The organism is Streptomyces sp. NPDC058525 (assembly GCF_042719495.1).
Lineage (GTDB): Bacteria > Actinomycetota > Actinomycetes > Streptomycetales > Streptomycetaceae > Streptomyces.
Map to the genome: position 1 here is coordinate 44,225 of NZ_JBHXNP010000052.1, position 16,515 is coordinate 60,739.

At 69.5% G+C, this 16,515-nt stretch carries 13 protein-coding genes and 2 pseudogenes; 8 read left to right on the plus strand and 7 right to left on the minus strand.

Going from position 1 to position 16,515, the window contains the following annotated elements:
• Positions 1-51: 51 nt before the first annotated feature.
• Positions 52-855: an NPP1 family protein gene (locus tag ACFWP3_RS23695; RefSeq protein WP_384224422.1), complete on the plus strand. Its 804-nt coding sequence runs from the start codon at positions 52-54 to the stop codon at positions 853-855.
• Positions 856-916: 61 nt separating this feature from the next.
• On the opposite strand, the gene ACFWP3_RS23700 is transcribed toward ACFWP3_RS23695, so the two are convergent.
• Positions 917-1,618 carry a substrate-binding domain-containing protein gene (locus tag ACFWP3_RS23700; RefSeq protein WP_384224425.1) on the minus strand — a complete coding sequence of 234 codons (702 nt, stop codon included), beginning with the start codon at positions 1,616-1,618 and terminating at the stop codon, positions 917-919.
• A gap of 75 nt (positions 1,619-1,693) precedes the next feature.
• On the opposite strand from ACFWP3_RS23700, the gene ACFWP3_RS23705 reads away from it, so the two are divergent.
• The 7 genes from ACFWP3_RS23705 to ACFWP3_RS23735 all read left to right on the plus strand — a co-directional run bounded on the left by ACFWP3_RS23705 (position 1,694) and on the right by ACFWP3_RS23735 (position 8,774).
• Positions 1,694-2,461 (plus strand): IclR family transcriptional regulator, encoded by a 768-nt coding sequence (locus ACFWP3_RS23705; protein WP_384224428.1) that lies wholly within the window; start codon positions 1,694-1,696, stop codon positions 2,459-2,461.
• Between the two features lie 101 nt (positions 2,462-2,562).
• Complete coding sequence (locus ACFWP3_RS23710) at positions 2,563-3,774, plus strand: 4-hydroxybenzoate 3-monooxygenase (RefSeq protein WP_384224431.1); 1,212 nt, start codon at positions 2,563-2,565, stop codon at positions 3,772-3,774.
• Between the two features lie 26 nt (positions 3,775-3,800).
• Entirely contained in the window at positions 3,801-4,826 is a 1,026-nt protein-coding gene (locus ACFWP3_RS23715; RefSeq protein WP_384224434.1) for an amidohydrolase family protein, read from the plus strand.
• Positions 4,827-4,844: 18 nt separating this feature from the next.
• Complete coding sequence (ligK, locus tag ACFWP3_RS23720) at positions 4,845-5,534, plus strand: 4-carboxy-4-hydroxy-2-oxoadipate aldolase/oxaloacetate decarboxylase (protein ID WP_384224437.1); 690 nt, start codon at positions 4,845-4,847, stop codon at positions 5,532-5,534.
• A gap of 12 nt (positions 5,535-5,546) precedes the next feature.
• Positions 5,547-6,464, plus strand: a complete 918-nt coding sequence (locus ACFWP3_RS23725) for an amidohydrolase family protein (protein ID WP_384224440.1) — start codon at positions 5,547-5,549, stop codon at positions 6,462-6,464.
• Between the two features lie 25 nt (positions 6,465-6,489).
• On the plus strand, positions 6,490-7,803 hold the full coding sequence (gene ligA, locus ACFWP3_RS23730) for a protocatechuate 4,5-dioxygenase subunit alpha (RefSeq protein ID WP_384224443.1): 1,314 nt from the start codon (positions 6,490-6,492) through the stop codon (positions 7,801-7,803).
• Positions 7,800-8,774 (plus strand): Gfo/Idh/MocA family oxidoreductase, encoded by a 975-nt coding sequence (locus ACFWP3_RS23735; RefSeq protein WP_384224446.1) that lies wholly within the window; start codon positions 7,800-7,802, stop codon positions 8,772-8,774. The genes ligA and ACFWP3_RS23735 overlap by 4 nt, the downstream gene beginning before the upstream one ends.
• Before the next feature lie 1,273 nt (positions 8,775-10,047).
• Here ACFWP3_RS23735 and ACFWP3_RS23740 read toward each other — a convergent pair.
• From ACFWP3_RS23740 to ACFWP3_RS23765, 6 genes and pseudogenes are all read right to left on the minus strand, one after another.
• Entirely contained in the window at positions 10,048-11,886 is a 1,839-nt protein-coding gene (locus ACFWP3_RS23740) for a glycoside hydrolase family 15 protein (RefSeq protein ID WP_384224449.1), read from the minus strand.
• Between the two features lie 124 nt (positions 11,887-12,010).
• A complete protein-coding gene (locus ACFWP3_RS23745) occupies positions 12,011-12,532 on the minus strand; it encodes a hypothetical protein (RefSeq protein WP_384224451.1) in 522 nt (173 codons plus the stop codon).
• A pseudogene (locus tag ACFWP3_RS23750) lies at positions 12,529-13,464 on the minus strand (molybdopterin-dependent oxidoreductase); the annotation flags it as partial. The pseudogene ACFWP3_RS23750 and the gene ACFWP3_RS23745, both read right to left, overlap by 4 nt.
• Before the next feature lie 328 nt (positions 13,465-13,792).
• On the minus strand, positions 13,793-15,220 hold the full coding sequence (locus ACFWP3_RS23755; RefSeq protein ID WP_384224454.1) for a glycosyltransferase 87 family protein: 1,428 nt from the start codon (positions 15,218-15,220) through the stop codon (positions 13,793-13,795).
• Positions 15,221-15,435: 215 nt separating this feature from the next.
• Positions 15,436-15,651 (minus strand): annotated as a pseudogene (locus tag ACFWP3_RS23760) (SAM-dependent methyltransferase); the annotation flags it as partial.
• A 284-nt stretch (positions 15,652-15,935) separates the two neighbouring features.
• Entirely contained in the window at positions 15,936-16,418 is a 483-nt protein-coding gene (locus tag ACFWP3_RS23765) for a peroxiredoxin (RefSeq protein ID WP_384224457.1), read from the minus strand.
• Positions 16,419-16,515 lie beyond the last annotated feature (97 nt).

Below are 16,515 nucleotides of genomic sequence, written 5' to 3' on the forward strand. Positions count from 1 at the left end.
TTCGGTATCGAAGCCGGCCACAGAGCAGACCGAGCGACTGGAGATCACCGCATGACCCATGCCCTGAAGATGAGAAGGCCGTCCCGCCTGGGCAAGAGCGCGTTCGTCGCGGGCAGCGCCATCGCGCTGGCCGCCGCGCTGGCGGGCAGCGCCGCCGCGGCCCCCAACCTGTCGGGCCTGCCGCAGAGCTCCACCTCGTTCCAGCGGGCGTTCCAGCCGCTGTTCGACTACGACTCCAACGGCTGCTTCCCCGCGGCCGCCATCGACATGTGGGGCAACCTCAACGGCGGCCTCAAGCCTACCGGTTCGCTCGGCGGCGGGTGCCGGACCGACCACCTCGGCACGGCCAACACCTACGCGCGGGCCAAGTGCAACAACGGCTGGTGCGGAATCGTCTACACCCTGTACTTCGAGAAGGACCAGGCCCTGAACGGCAGCAGTATCGGAGGGCACCGCCACGACTGGGAGTCCGTCGTGGTGTGGGTGCGGCAGGGGTCCGGCAAACCCTCGTATCTCTCGGCTTCCCGCCACGGAGGGTTCAGCACCCACCCGGTCAACAAGGTTCCGATGGACGGCGCCCACGTCAAGATCGTTTACCACAAGGACGGCGCGAGTACGCACGCCTTGCGCTTCGCGAAGTGGGGCGAGCGCGCGGAAGCCTGGGGAGACGGCGGGTGGGACCGTCCCGCCCTGGTCAGCTGGGACCACTTCCCGCGGAGCAACAACGGCGTCAACCTCCAGCGCCGGCTGAACCAGTCCGGCTGGGGCAAGGCCAACCTCCCGATCCAGGACTCCAAGTTCAACGACACCCTCAACAAGGCCAAGCCGAACATCCCGTTCAATCCGTGGGGCTGACGAAGGGCCGGTGAGCCTGCGGGGCGGCGCATCACCGCCGCCCCGCCATCCGAGCAGGCGGTCACCGGTCCCCGGGCGCCCGCATGCCCCTGGCCCGGGCGGTCCTCGAAGCCGCGTCGGAACCGAGAAGATCAAGGACTTCGCGGGCGCGGCCCGGCTGGGTGGAGGCGGTCAGTACGCCCCCGCTGAACATCGAGGTGATGGCGGTATCGCCCGGCAGCGGGCCGATGACGACGACGCCCGGCAGGTCCATCAGTTCGCTGTGCTGCTGAAAGGCCAGATCGGCTCGGCCTGACGACAGCAGGCTGCCTGCGGGCACGCCCGGTGGAGCTTGGACGAGCCGGTCCCCGAGAGTGTCGGCGAGATCCAGCCGGGCGATCAGATCGATGAGGGCGGTACCGCTCGGGCCGGTGGAGTAGGCGACGCTCTTCGCGGACAGAAGAGCGGCTCGCAGGTCGGATTCCGAGCCGAGTGCCGGAACCGGTGTTCCCTCCGGCACGGCCGCGACTACTGGAGAGACCCACAGCGGGCGCACCGTGCCCCCGAGGACGTGCCCCTCCTTCTCCAGTTCGGCCAGTGCTCCGTCGGCGAGCACGAGCAGGTCGGCGTCGGCGCCCTCGCGCACCCGCCGTGCCGTGTCCACTCCGCCGGCGGCCTCGAAACGTACCTGCATCCCGTGAGCGATGCGGATGTGTTCGGAAAGCTCGGCCAGTACGGGTCGTGTCGCCATCGAGGACAGCCCGGAGATGATCTCTTGGTTCACGTCGCCTCCTTGGTGTCCGGCAGATGGTACGGGGTGCGGCCGGGCGGCGGGGCGCCCGTCTGCGAGACTGCCCGCGTGAGCACAACCCGGAGCACGGCGGCAGGAAAAGTCCTCGAAGTCCTCTCGGCCTTCGACCGCGAGCACCCGTCGCAGACACTGTCCCAGATCGCTCAGCGCACAGGTCTGGCCTTGAGCACCACGCACCGAGTGGTCGCGGAGCTGGCGGACTGGGGAGCGCTGGAGCGCGGGGAGGACGGGTCGTGGCACATCGGGCTGAGGCTCTGGGAGATCACCTCGGGATGCCCCCGCACCCAGATCCTGCGTGATGTGGCCCTGCCGTTCATGCAGGACCTCTACGAGGCGACTCACGAGAACGTTCAGCTCGCGGTGCGCGAGGGCACTGAGCTCGTGTTCGTCGAACGGATCTCCGGACATCGATCGGTACAGCTGTTGACGACGGTCGGGACCCGGTTCCCCATCGGCTCGACCGGGATGGGCCGGGTGCTGCTGGCACACGCACCGGGGAACATCCAGGAAGAGGTCCTCGGATCGCCGCTGCGGGCCTGGACGCCGCACACCGTCACCGACCCGAAGACGCTGCGCGCGCAGCTGGACCGGATCCGCCGCGAGCAGGTCTTCGTCAGCGACCGGCAGCTCTCGGAGGAAGCGGTCGCGGTGGCAGCACCTGTGCGGATCGGCCGGACCGGGCCGGTCAGTGCCGCTTTGGGGATCGTCGTCGCGGCGAGTGGTGCGAGCCGTGCGCGCGGGCTGCGCGAGCCGCTTCTGCATGCTGTGTACGGGATCTCCGACGAGCTCGGGCGGCGCGCCCGCACCACGGTCTGATTCCGAAGGCTTCCGCCTGACGGAAACACCGGCGACCGGCTCCGGCCCCGGGTGCCAACGTTCGGGGTGTCCGGAACGTTCGCAGCCGCTCAGGAGATGCCATGGCCGACGCCACCGTCGACACCGTTGCCTCGGTTCCCGTCGCTGTCATCGGCGCCGGTCCGGCCGGGCTGATGCTGGCGCACCTGCTCGGGCGCGCCGGGGTCGAGACGATCGTGATCGACACCCGCTCCCGGCGCGAGATCGAGACGACGCACCGGGCCGGCATCCTCGAGGCCGACGCGGCCCGGGATCTGATCGAGACCGGCGTCTCCGACCGGATTCTCCGCGAAGGCCACGAGCACGAGGGTGTCGAGTTCCGGTTCGGCGGCCGGCCGCACCGCATCGACTTCAAGGAGCTGGTGGGCGAGTCGGTGTGGCTCTACCCGCAGACCGACGTGTTCACCGACCTGGCCGACGTCCGGGACCGCGACGGCGGCACGGTCCACTTCGGCGTCAAGGACACCGAGGTCCTCGACATCACCACCGACGCTCCCCGGGTCCGCTACACCGCGCCCGACGGGTCCCGCCACGAGATCCGGGCGCGGTACGTGGTCGGTGCGGACGGGTCGCGGAGCATGTGCCGCGATCTGGTGCCCGAGGAGCGGCGGGTGCGCTACGGCAGGGAGTACCCCTTCGCGTGGTTCGGCATCATGGCCGAGGCGCCGATGAGCGCGCCCGAGCTGGTCTACGCCCACTCCGAGCACGGGTTCGCGCTGATCAGCCAGCGAACCGAGACCGTGCAGCGCATGTACTTCCAGTGCGACCCCGAAGAGTCCGCCGACGCCTGGCCGGACGACCGCATCTGGGAGACGCTCCAGGCCCGGGTGGCCGGCCAGGACGGCTTCCGTCTCAAGGAGGGGCCGATTCTCGAGCGGACGGTGCTGCGGTTCCGCTCCTTCGTTCAGGAGCCGATGCGCTGGGGCTCGATGGCGCTCGCGGGCGACGCCGCACATACGGTGCCGCCGACCGGCGCCCGCGGGCTCAACCTTGCGCTGCACGACGTGAAGGTGCTCGCCGACGTCCTGCTGCGGGCACTCGGCAGCGCGGGCGAGGCCGCGCTGGACGACTACCAGCCGCGCGCCCTGCAGCGGGTCTGGCGGGCACAGAACTTCTCGTACTGGATGACCCAGCTGCTGCACACCGCGCCCGGCGGCACCACGTTCGATCTGCGGCGCCAGCTCGGCGAGCTCGACAACGTGGTGGGCACCCGCGCCGGGCGCACCTACCTCGCCGAGCAGTACACCGGCTGGCCCGCCGCATCCCTGGGCTGATTCCGACAACCACCAGGAGCAACCGCATGATCATCGACTGTCACGGTCACTTCACCACCGCGCCGCCGCAGCTCGCGCAGTGGCGGAACCGGCAGGTGGCTGCGGCCGGCACCCCGGAGCACGCACCCGACCCCGACGACCTGGTCATCACCGACGACGACCTACGTCAGGCGGTCGAGAGCAACCAGCTGCGGCTCATGGACGAACGCGGCAGCGACCTGACGATCTTCTCCCCGCGCGCCAGCTTCATGGCCCACCACATCGGCGACTTCGAGGTCTCCTCGGTGTGGGCGCGGATCTGCAACGACCTGGTCCACCGCGTCTGCACGCTCTACCCCGACCGCTTCGCGATGGGCGCGATGCTGCCGCAGTCACCCGGCGTCAACCCGGCGACCTGCCTGCCCGAGCTGCGCCGCGCGGTCGAGGAACTCGGCGCGGTGACGGTCAACCTCAACCCCGACCCGTCGGGCGGCAACTGGACCGCGCCGCCGCTGACCGACCGCAGCTGGTACCCGCTCTACGAGGCGATGGCCGAGTACGACATACCCGCCATGATCCACGTCAGCACCTCGTGCAACCCGGCGTTCCACACCACCGGCGCCCACTACCTCAACGCCGACACCACGGCGTTCATGCAGCTGGTCCAGGGCGACCTGTTCGCCGACTTCCCGACGCTGCGTTTCGTAATCCCGCACGGCGGCGGCGCGGTGCCCTACCACTGGGGCCGCTTCCGCGGCTTGGCGATGGCGCTGGGCCGACCGGACCCCGAGACGCTGCTCGACAACGTCTTCTTCGACACCTGCGTCTACCACCAGCCCGGCGTCGACCTGCTCACCCAGGTGATCCCCAGCCGGTCCGTCCTGTTCGCCAGCGAGATGATCGGCGCGGTCCGCGACATCGACCCGCGCACCGGTCACCACTTCGACGACACGAAGCGGTACGTCGAGGCCACCGCGCACCTCTCCGACGGGGAACGCGCCGCCGTCTACAGCGGCAACGCCCTGCGCGTGTACCCCCGACTCGCCGCCCGCCTCGCCGTGGCCGGCCACTGAATCCCAGGAGAAGAACGCATGGAACACACCGAGATGGGTGTCGTCCACACATCGATCACCCGCGCCGATCCCCGCGCCGTCGCCGCACTGTCGGCGTTCGGAGTCGCGACGATCCACGAGGCCATGGGCCGGGTGGGCCTGATGCGTCCCTACCTGCGCCCCGTCTACCCCACGGCCCGTATGTGCGGTACCGCGGTGACCGTGCTGCTGCAGCCCGGCGACAACTGGATGTTCCACGTCGCCGCCGAGCAGATCCGCGAAGGCGACGTCGTCGTCGCGGCCTGCACGACCGAGACCGAGGACGGCTTCTTCGGCGACCTGCTCGCCACCTCCTTCCGCGCCCGGGGATGCCGGGGCCTGATCATCGACGGCGGAGTGCGCGACGTGGTCGACCTGGAGGAGATGGACTTCCCGGTCTTCTCCCGGGCGATCAACGCCAAGGGCACGGTCAAGGCCACGCTCGGTTCGGTCAACGTGCCGGTGGTCTGCGCCAACGCCCTGGTCAGGCCTGGTGACGTCGTCGTGGCGGACCGTGACGGTGTCGTGGTGGTGCCGCGCGAGCGGGCCGCCGAGGTCGCTGAAGCGTCGGCCAGGCGTGAGGCGAACGAGGAGAGCAAACGCGCGCGGTTCCGCTCGGGCGAGCTCGGCCTGGACATCTACGGCATGCGCGGCCCTCTGGCCGGGCTCGGACTGCGCTACGAGGACTGAGGAGGACCGGGGATGACGACCTTCGAGAAGACCCCCGGCTGGCTGGACTGGTACCCCGGTCCGAGCCGGCCGCGGTTCCAGGTGCCCGAGGGCGCCGTCGACGCGCACTGCCACGTCTTCGGCCCGGGCGCGGAGTTCCCGTTCGCCCCCGAGCGGAAGTACACCCCTTGCGACGCATCCAAGGATCAGCTCTTCGAGCTGCGCGACCAGCTGGGCTTCGCCCGCAACGTCGTGGTCCAGGCGACCTGTCACGGAGCCGACAACAGTGCCATGACCGACGCCCTGCGGGCCTCGGGAGGTCTGGCCCGTGGTGTCGCGACGGTGCGGCCCGGGATCTCGGACGCGCAGCTGCGGGAGCTGCACGAGGCCGGCGTACGCGGCGTACGGTTCAACTTCGTCAAGCGGCTCGTCGACGCGGCGCCACGGCAGGACCTGTGGGACGTCGTAGAGCGGATCGCGCCCTACGGCTGGCACGTCGTCGTCTACTTCGAGGCGGCCGACCTCGCAGACCTGCGCGAGTTCTTCCTCTCGATCCCGGTGCCGCTGGTCATCGACCACATGGGGCGGCCCGATGTCACCAAGGACCCGCACGGCCCGGAGTTCGAGGCGTTCCTGGACTTCATGCGGGCGCGGCCGGACATCTGGTGCAAGGTGACCTGCCCGGAGCGGCTGTCGGTGAGCGGCCCGCCGGCCCTCGACGGGGAGCAGGATGCCTACCGCGACGTCGTCCCGTTCGCCCGGCGCGTGGTCGAGGAGTTCCCCGACCGGGTGCTGTGGGGCACCGACTGGCCGCACCCGAACCTCACTGGCCACATGCCGGACGACGGTCTGCTCGTCGACTTCATCCCGCACATCGCGCCGACGCCGCAGCTTCAGCGCAGGCTCCTCGTCGACAACCCGATGCGCCTGTACTGGCCGGACGCCGACTGACCGACCGCACGATTGGAGGCTCACCATGTCACTGGACAAGAGCTACAAACTGGTTCCGGGGACGACCATTTTCGACGCCGAGCAGTCCGCCAAGGGGTACCACCTCAACCAGTTCTGCATGTCACTGATGACGGCGGAGAACCGCGAGCTCTATCTTGCCGACGAGCGCGCCTACCTGGACGCCTGGCCCCTGCGGGAGGAGCAGAAGCAGGCGCTGCTCGACCGTGACCTCAACGCCGCCATGCGCGAGGGCGGCAACATCTACTTCCTCGCCAAGTGGGGTGCCACGCTGGGGCTGTCGTTCCAGCAGATGGCGGGCTCGATGACCGGCATGACCGAGCAGGAGTACCGCGACATGATGGTCGGCGGCGGCCGCTCCGTCGAGGGCAACCGGATCGACCACGCCGTCCTCGAAGCGGCGTACGCCGACCCGGCGGCGCCGGCCGAGCACGCCACCATCACCGGCGCGGTCTTCACCTCGCACGTGCCGGCGATCGGCGCGGCGATGGACCACCACAAGACCGAAGAGCCTTACTGGAGCCCGGTCTTCGAGGGCTACGAGTTCTCCAAGCAGTGGGCGAAAGAGAACCTCCCCGACGTGATCTTCCTGGTCTACAACGACCACGCCAGCACGTTCGACCTGTCGCTGATCCCGACCTTCGCGCTGGGTACCGGCGCGGCGTACGCCACCGCCGACGAGGGCTACGGGCCCCGGCCGGTCCCCGGCATCGAGGGCGACCCCGACCTGGCCGCTCACCTCGCGCACTCCCTCATCAGGGACGACTTCGACCTCACCCTCGTCAACGAGATGACCGTCGACCACGGCCTGACCGTACCGCTGTCGCTGATGTTCGGGGACGTCGAGAAGTGGCCGTGCAAGGTGATCCCGTTCCACGTCAACGTGGTGCAGTACCCCGTGCCCTCGGGTGCCCGGTGCTTCAAGCTCGGCCAGGCGCTGCGCAAGGCGATCGAGTCCTACGACAGGCCGCTGAAGGTCCAGGTGTGGGGCACTGGCGGCATGAGCCACCAGCTGCAGGGCCCGCGCGCCGGCCTCATCAACCGGGAGTGGGACAACGTTTTCCTCGACCAGCTGATCGAGGACCCGTCCGGCCTGTCGCAGGTGCCGCATCTGGAGTACGTCGAGGAGGCGGGCTCGGAGGGCATCGAGCTGGTCATGTGGCTGATCGCCCGCGGGGCGATGAGCGACCTCGACGGGTCCGGACAGATCGAGGTCGAGCACCGCTTCTACCATGTGCCGGCGTCCAACACCGCCGTCGGCCACCTGATCCTGGCGAACCACCCGCGGGCCCAGGAGCCCGCCGTGAAGGAGTCTCAATGACTGACGACCAGACCGTCCGGATCGCCCTGGCCGGAGGCGGCGCCTTCGGCGCCAAGCACGCGGCCGCGCTCAGGCGGATCAAGGGCGTCGAGGTGGCCGCCGTCGTGAGCGGCACCCTCGAAAGCGCCCGGAAGTTCGCCGCGGAACAAGGCATCGGCCGCGGGGTCGCCACCCTGGAAGAGGCGCTGGGGATGGACGACATCGACGCCGTCATCCTCGCCACGCCCACACCGATGCACGCCGCGCAGACGCTGGCCTGCCTCGAAGCGGGCAAGCACGTCCAGACCGAGATCCCGCTGGCCGCCTCCCTGACCGACGCCGAGGCATGCCTGGAGGCACAGCAGCGCACCGGCCTGGTCGCGATGGTGGGGCACACGCGGCGCTTCAACCCCAGCCACCAGTGGGTACGGCGGAGGGTCCAGGCCGGGGACTACCGCATCCAGCAGATGGACGTGCAGACCTACTTCTTCCGCCGCACGAACCTCAACGCCCTCGGCCAGCCGCGCTCCTGGACCGACCATCTGCTGTGGCACCACGCCGCGCACACCGTCGACCTGTTCGCCTACCAGATCGGCTCGCCGATCGTGCAGGCCAACGCGATCCAGGGCCCGATCCACCCCGAGCTCGGCATCGCGATGGACATGTCGATCCAGCTCCGCGCGGCGAACGGCGCCCTCTGCACCCTGTCGCTGTCGTTCAACAACGACGGGCCGCTCGGCACGTTCTTCCGCTACATCGGCGACACCGGCACCTACCTCGCGCGGTACGACGACCTGGTCACCGGCAAAGACGAGCCGATCGACGTGAGCGGGGTCGACGTCTCGATGGACGGCATCGAACTGCAGGACCGCGAGTTCGTCGCCGCAATCCGCGAGGGCCGCGAGCCGAACTCCTCCATCGCCCAGGTGATGCCCTGCTACCGGACGCTGGCGGCCCTTGAGGAACAGCTCGAAGCCGTTTCGGTTGAGTGAGCACGCCCCGGCGGCGGGCCCGGGCCGCGCGCCGCGCCGGATCCGACCGTCCGAGGTCCCGGCGATCGGCCTGGGCGAAGGGGAGCGACGAACGCCATGATGACGACCACGGCACCGGCACCGCCACTCGGACCCCCGCGCCGACCACCTCTCCCGGAGACACGACGGCCATCAGCATCAGCACGGACTACTCTTCTCCTGAGCCGGGACCGTCCATGACCGCCGATCCCGCGCGCGCAGGCTGCCGTCCCTCGGTCGGTGCTGCTCACTGAGCTGGGCCGGACGTCCGAGGTCCGCCCGCCACCCGTGCCCGGAAGTGGTGCAGATCTTCCACTACGCGGCAGCCGCTGGCGATGGCCTGAAAGCACCCTGCTCACAGGGCCATTGACATCATGCCTGCCCCATCCTGGCAGCTCATGACACTCTGTCATCACCGTGTAGGGAAGGGGCTGGGCGCACCATCGCGGCCGATGGTCTGGGGTAGGCCGTCCCGGGACAGACCTGTGCCGGACACGAAGGGGAAGGTGCTGCATCAGTGTCAACTACACCGGGGCGACCAGCCCTTGGGAAGCCGTGATTCCGGCCGAGCCGGTAGTGGGGTCCGGGCGCTTCTCCCGGATTTCGGATCCGATGGGGCGGCGCAGCGCTGCTTGGCAGGCCCGTCCGTACCGCGATGCGCTCCGTGCCGGCAGGGGTCCGCTGTTCTGGCGTGGTTCGGGTGGTTGGCTTCAGCCGCTCGAGATCGAACGGTGGTGTGCCCGTGCCGATCTCGCTGATCTGACGGTCTTGCACCGATGTGTGGGCCCGGTTCTCGACATCGGCTGTGGCGCCGGACGGATGGTTGTTGCTCTGCACGGCCTTGCGCATCAGGGTCTGGGCATTGATGTGAGTCTCGAAGCTGTCGCCCGCACCGTTCGTATGGGCGGGAGGGCGCTGTGTCGTAGTGTTTTCGACCCCTTGCCCGACGAGGGAAACTGGCAGACCGGGGCTGCTGATCGACGGGAACGTCGGTATCGGTGGCGACCCGCATGCACTGCTGGAGCGTGTCGCTCAGTTCACTTCCGCTGAAGGGTTGTTGCTGGTGGAGGCCGCGTGTGGGGACGTCGATGAGCGGCTAAGGGTACGGGTTGGCGACGGGGGGAGGAGCGTTGGTGCCGCGTTTCCTTGGGCGAGGCTCGGTGTTCAGGCGCTCCTTCGTGTGGCCCGGGAGACGGGCTGGGCTGCTTGCGAGCAGTGTGGCAGGAGCCACCCAGTGCTGCGTCGGGCGTAGCCGTCACCCTTGGAGTGGAGAGGCCGAGTGCGCGTCCTGTTCGGCTTGGTGGATGGCGCGGGCGGCATTGATGAGCCCGATGTGGCTGAAGGCCTGGGGGTAGTTGCCGAGTGCCTCTCCGGTGGTGGACGAGACTTCTTCGGCCAGGAGACCGACATCGTTGGAGTGATCGAGGACGGTCTCGAAGACGTTTCGGGCACGGGTTGTTTCACCGGTCAGGGCCAGGGCGTGAGCGAGCCAGAACGTGCACAGGAGGAACGAGCCTTCTTCGGCCGCGATGTCGTCGCTGAGGTAGCGGCGTACCAGGCCGTGGGCATCGGTGAGCCGGGCGGCGATGGCATCGATGGTGGAACGGACGCGCGGGTCGTGTCCGGGCAGGAATCCGACGAGTGGAAGCATGAGCGCCGAGGCGTCGAGCTCGTCACTTTCGAACGATTGGGTGAAGACACCCAATCGGGCGTTCCATCCTCGGGTTTCGATGGCGGTGCGGATCTGCGCGCGGGTTTCCTGCCATTCGGCGACGCGGTCGGTGGTGGCCTCCAGCGCGGGGGCCATGTCGATGGCCCGGTCCAGGGCGACCCAGCACATCAGTTTGGAGTGCAGGAAGTGCCGGCTGGGCCCGCGTACCTCCCAGATGCCCTGGTCGGGTTCGCTCCAGCGTCGGGCGGCTGCCTCGGCCGCTTGAAGCAGGAGGGTGCGGGTGTGAGGGTCGAGCTGCTCCCCGGGGGGAAGTAGTTGGTGGGCGGCGTCCAGCAGTTCCCCGTAGACGTCGAGCTGGCGCTGCTGCCAGGCACCGTTGCCGACGCGCACCGGTGCGCTCCCGCGCCAGCCGCTCAGATGCGGCACGATGCGTTCGCTCAGGTCTCTCTCGCCGCCGATCCCGTACATGATCTGCAGGTCCACTCCGCGTTCCAGTTGAGTGGCCGCGGCTCGGGCGAGAAAGCCGAAGAACGCCGCCTTCTCCTTCTGGCAGGCGACGGTGGCCAGTGCCTGGAGGGTGAAGCTGGCGTCGCGCACCCAGGTGTAGCGGTAGTCCCAGTTGCGGTCGCCGCCGATGCTCTCGGGCAGGGATGTGGTGGCCGCTGCGACGATGGCACCGGTGGGAGCGAAAGTCAGGGCCTGCAGTACGCGTCCGCTGTGGCCGACCTGTTCCTGCCAGGGGCCACGGTATCCCTGATGGGCCTGCGACCACGAGCGCCAGCCCTTGATGGTGTCGTTCAGGCGGCGACGGATTCGCCGTGCGCTCCAAGTCGCAGGCTCGTCGGCCCAGGGCGACCCGGCGTGCAGGGCGAAGCCGACCCGCTGTCCTGCCGTCAGCGACACCTCGGCGTGCGCGGTGGACCTGCTGACGTCCAGGGCGACCGGGGAAGACAGCATCAGGAGATGAGCGCCGCCGTAGGCCGTCAGCCCGCCGCGAACAGGCGCCATCACGGGGTGGATGAGACCGAATTCCGGACGTGGCGCATAGCTGATCTCAATGTTCACCGAGCCGTCCGTGCAGGTGATCTGACGCAGCAGTACACCGGGCGAGGAGGCACCCAGCGCATGTCCGCGCTCCCGGTGTCCCATCGCGAGCGCGTCGAGCAGGACCACCGTACCCGTCGCTGTGCGGAAGGTCGTCTCGAGCACGAGTGTCTCTTGCGCATACCGGCGGCTGACGTCAGCGGGGCCGCTGGGTCGGATCGACCAGTGGCCGGCCTCGTCGTCAAGCAGCCGGCCGAAGATCGCGGGGCTGTCGAACCGGGGAACGCACAGCCAGTCGACCGAGCCATCGGTGCCGACCAGGGCCGCCGAACGACGGTCCGACAGCACAGCGTAATCATGAATCGGACGCGTACTCACCGCACCACCGTCCCAACCGCTTCCCGAACGCCGCCTGCATGCCTGAGCACGGCTGCGCCTCCCCTCAGCGCCGCTGCGACAGGCAGCGCTGGACCGTTGGAGCGGACACCCCGCGATGGCGCCGTCACGGCGCGGGCTTCTTGTGCGGTTGTGGTTGCGGCCGGGGCTTCGGGCGCGGCGGGCGGGAGGACCACATGCGGACGAGCAGCCACAGGGCTGACAGGCCGAAGAGGACGGCGGTGATCAGCAGCCAGCGTCCCAGGAAGACGTCGTCCGGCAGGCCGGTATACGCCGTGTAGTGGCCCACCTGGCCCAGGATCAGGGGAAACCAGGTCAGCAGCAGCATGCCCGAGATGAAGGCCGGCACCCGGACATAGTTGATCCGTCCGCTCGCGGGAGAAGGGCGGTCGCCATGAGCGGCGTGCCCGCGAACGCCCAGTGCGGCCTGGGCGGCGCGGTCGGTGAGCGTGTACAAGGGCAGCAGGACCAGGTCGTGCAGGAGCGCGGCTCCGACGAACCACACGAGAACGCCGATCGTGTCGCCGTCGAGCAGCCGGACCCCCGCGTACAGGGTGAGGGCGAAGGAGCTCAGCACCAGCAGCAAGTGCAGTGGTGACGAACCGTAAACCTCGCGGAACCCTTTCATACGCGCTCCCCGAAGGTGAGACGGGTGACCCATTTGGTGTTGTGCACCCCTGGGTTGGCCGGCACGATCACCCGCGCCGGATATCCGTGATCCGGCGAAAGGTCGGCTCCGTTGACCCTGAGCGCCAGCAGCGAGCGCGGGTCACCGACCTGGTTGTCGCGCAGCGCTGCCGAGCGGAACGCGCCGCTGCGCTGCGCGGATTCGACGAACACCCCCGGTGGCGGGCCGGAGAACCCGACAAGTGCGGCCAGGTCGGCCAGCCGCACCCCGCTCCACTCCTGGTCCTCGGTTGACCAGCCCTCCACGCAGGCGATGGGCAGGGCCGCGCCGTGCTGCGGCAATGCCAGGACCTGGGCTCGGGTGAAAATCCGCTGACGGCCGCCGCCGCGCACGACCAGACGCCACTCGGGACCGATGTCCCGGGCGCGGATACCCACGCCGGCTGCCGTCTTGTTGATCTGGAACCCGTTCGGGCCCGTGCCGGGGTCCTGTCCGTGGGGAGCCAGCAGCGCCGTGCCCCGCAGCCACCCTCCGATGCTCTGACCCGCCGTCACCCCCAGCAGCACCAGCGAACCGGCACCCACCATGGCCAACGCTCCCCGCCGCGAGATGGTCGGCTCCGCCGGGCGAGGGGAGACCAGACCCGTCTCGTCGGCCGGTTCCGGGCTCGTACGGCTGAGTGGCGTCAGCAGTTCCTTCCGCAGTGCGCCTGAGCGCAGCGTCCGGACGACCAGGGGGATACGGAAGGCGACGTGGACGACGAAGGCTCCGATGAACACCCAGGACCCGTAGAAGTGCAGGACGTAGAAGGAACCGGGGAAGATGTAGTCCAGCTGAACGTTGAGCATTCCGGTGGCGAACACGAACAACACGCCGCCGACGAGCAACAGCAGCGACAGCCGTTCGAAAGCCTGGCTGACCGACTTCACCGGCCCCGGCGCCGGGTCGAGCCGCACGAGATCCGCTGCCCTTTCGATCACCTTGCGCACCCGGGTCCGGCACTGCCGCATCCCGGGCGCGCGGCGACGGGCCCTGCCCTCCCTGTCCCGACGGTTTCTCGCGATCGTCCATGCCCATCCTTCGGTGGCCTCATCGACGGACCTGAAGAGGGAACCGTCGCCGGGTCGACCGTAAGCACAGCGGGCGACTGATGAGCGATCCGACACATTGATGGTGTTTCGCAGAGGCCAAACGGGGGCCGCCCGGTGTTCTCCCTCGTCCCGTAACTGCATTGTCCGCCGCCTCATCCGCATCAGAATTTTACGGATTGTGTCGTGTCTCGGCCGGCGGCATGGTTGCCTCGGTCCCGGGGCCGGCCCACTTCGTCGCGGCCCACAGCCGCATGACAGTGGCCGTGAGGACAAGAGTGGCCGCAGCGCCGTAGGCGACGTTGCTCAGCGCTGCCTGGTAGCCGAACCTCGGGCCGAGGAGGTAGACGGCGGCGCCCGCGAGCGCGATGGCCAGCCATTCCCAGCGTCCGTCCAAGGCCACGAGCGCGACCAGGAGCAGGGCGTACCAGGAGTAGCCGGGGGTGAGGAGGGCGAAAGACCAGCCGGTGACGAGGAGGGCGCCGCTCCAGGGGCGCTGTTGGTCCCCACGCCACATCACGTATACGCACACGCCCGCGACGACGGTGACCAGTACGGGGAACACCCAGGTGTCGGGCAGGACCAGGCGCAGCAGCGAGTAGCGCGACGCCGCCGAGGGGTCGTCGTAGCCCTCCTCCTCCACGTAGCCGCCGAGGTAGCCGAAGACCGACCCGTGCGAGAGGAGGACGTAGGGGAGGTAGGCGAGTGCGGCGAAGGCCGCGGCGGGCAGCAGTACGACGGCCGCGTCGCGGACGCGGCGGACCCCGGCCAAGGCGCCGGGGAGGACGACGGCAGGCATCAGTTTCGTGGCGATGGCGGCGCCGATGAGCAGGCCGCCGGCCGTCCGACGGGCCATGGCAGGGACGGCGGCGAGGCCGAGTCCGGTGACCGCGAGGAGGACGCCCAGGATGTCGATGTGGGCGTTGTTGACGGCCTCGACGGGGACGGCCGGACACCAGGCCCAGTACGCGGCGTTGCGGAGGTCGCTCCCGGCGCGGCGCAGGATCAGCAGGAGGGCTCCGGTCACGCCGAGGGAGATCAGGGCAGCGCCGATCTGCAGTGGCTTGTGCCGAGCGTCTGAGGGCGCGAGCTGGTCGACGGCCAGGAAGTACGCCTCGGCGACGGGCGGGTAAATCGTATGGACGGCGGGCCTGTTGATGCGAGTGCAGTGCGGTGTGCTGCCGGTGTGCGGGACGGGGGCAAGATATGGGCCGGTGCAGGCGGCGCCCGTGGGGAAGAGCCACGGATCGCGCAGCGGTGCGAGCGCAGGGTCCTGCGGGGTGTGGTCGTAGGGGGAGATGCCGGCGGACTGGACGCGGCCGTCCCATGCGTAGCGGTAGAGGTCGGTACTGGTCTGCGGCGGCCCCACCAGCCCGGTCACCGCGACGGTGACGGCGCCGGCGAGGAGCATGGGCACGACGCTGCCTGCGGGGACGCGGCGCAGTGCGAGCAGGCCCGCTGCGAAGAGCACCCAGCAGGCCGCGTACCACCAGAACAGACCGGCGGGGTCGGTGGACGAGCCGTCGTACCGAATGGTGAGGAAGAGCGAGGCCGTGAGAGCAGCCAGTGCGGCGGAGGCAAGGACGGTGCGCAGATTCACCTGTGGAAGCGTTCCAGCATGCGACGGCCTTGCGGGGCCCGACGCCCTGGCCGTCCGCGTTCAGTACGGTGTTGCAGCCATCCGCACGCGTCTGGTCGGCGGAGTGATGAAGGGTTGCCTTTCCCTCCGCCCCCGGCCCGCCGGTCACTTTCATGGCGTGCCTGCAAGACGCTCGTACCGCCACCGCTGCCGCCGGGGTGACGTCCACGCGCAGCGGCGGGATGTCCCAGGCCGGTCAGGGCGGCGACGAGGCGGCCTGGCCCGCGGCCGATGTCCAGGACCGAACCCGTACACAGTGCCAGGACGGTGGCGTCGGCCGAGTCCGCGTGCGTCGGCGTACCAGCCTTCGACTTCCAGGGGCAGCAGCCACCCGTCGGGGCGGCGGAGGCCGAGCGGGCCCTGCCAGGGCGCAGCGTGTCCGCGTACGGGTCGACCTGTCAGGTGCGGAGGACCGGTTCCGTCAGCTGGCCGGTCATCGCGTCACCGCGCATGGGTCACGGTGCCGGGCCGCGAACAAGGTCTGCGGAGCGGCCGCAGCGACCCGTTCCGCATCGGTCGGGGTGTCCACGTCGCACAGCTCGGGCAGATCCCGCACGGTCAGCCCCTGGCTGCCAGCCGCTTCCGCTGCGCTGCTCCGGTGTGCGATATGGACATCGGGACACCCAGCAGCAGACGGATTGGCGGAAATCCCGGTCTGGGACTGGTTTCGTGCGGCTCAGGCCGGCAGGGTGGCGAGCTGCGCGGTCGGGTCTGCGGTGGGCGGGTAGGTGGCGCCGACGGCGGTGACGTGTTTCCAGTGCAGGCGGCCGTGGGCGGTGATGATGAATACCGAGCGGCGCAGCCCGATCAGGGGTGCGGTGATGCCGAACGACTTCGCCACGGATCGGTCGGGGTCGGCCAGGAGCGGCATGCGCAGCTTCCTGGATCGGGCGAAGCGTTCGTGGCTGTCGAGGTTCTGAGGGCTGATGCCCCACACCGTAGCTCCGGCGGACTGGAGTGGTTCGAGGCCGTCGGAGTAGGAGCACAGCTGCGCGCTGCACACGGGGGTGTCGTCGCCGGGATAGAAGGCGAGGATCATGGGCCTGCCGCGCTGCTCGCACAAGGTGTAGTCGCCGCGGTGGAAGGCTTCGCCGTTAAGACGCACTCCGGGTAGGCGGAAGTCACCGACGATATCCCCGATCTTGGGGATGTTGGTCATGGGCCCTCCGTAAGTTGTTTGGTGGCCCGGGAGGGCCGGGTGTGGCTTATGGGTTCTTGCCTTCAGTGGCTCCCAAGGAGTGGCCGTCCGACTCTCC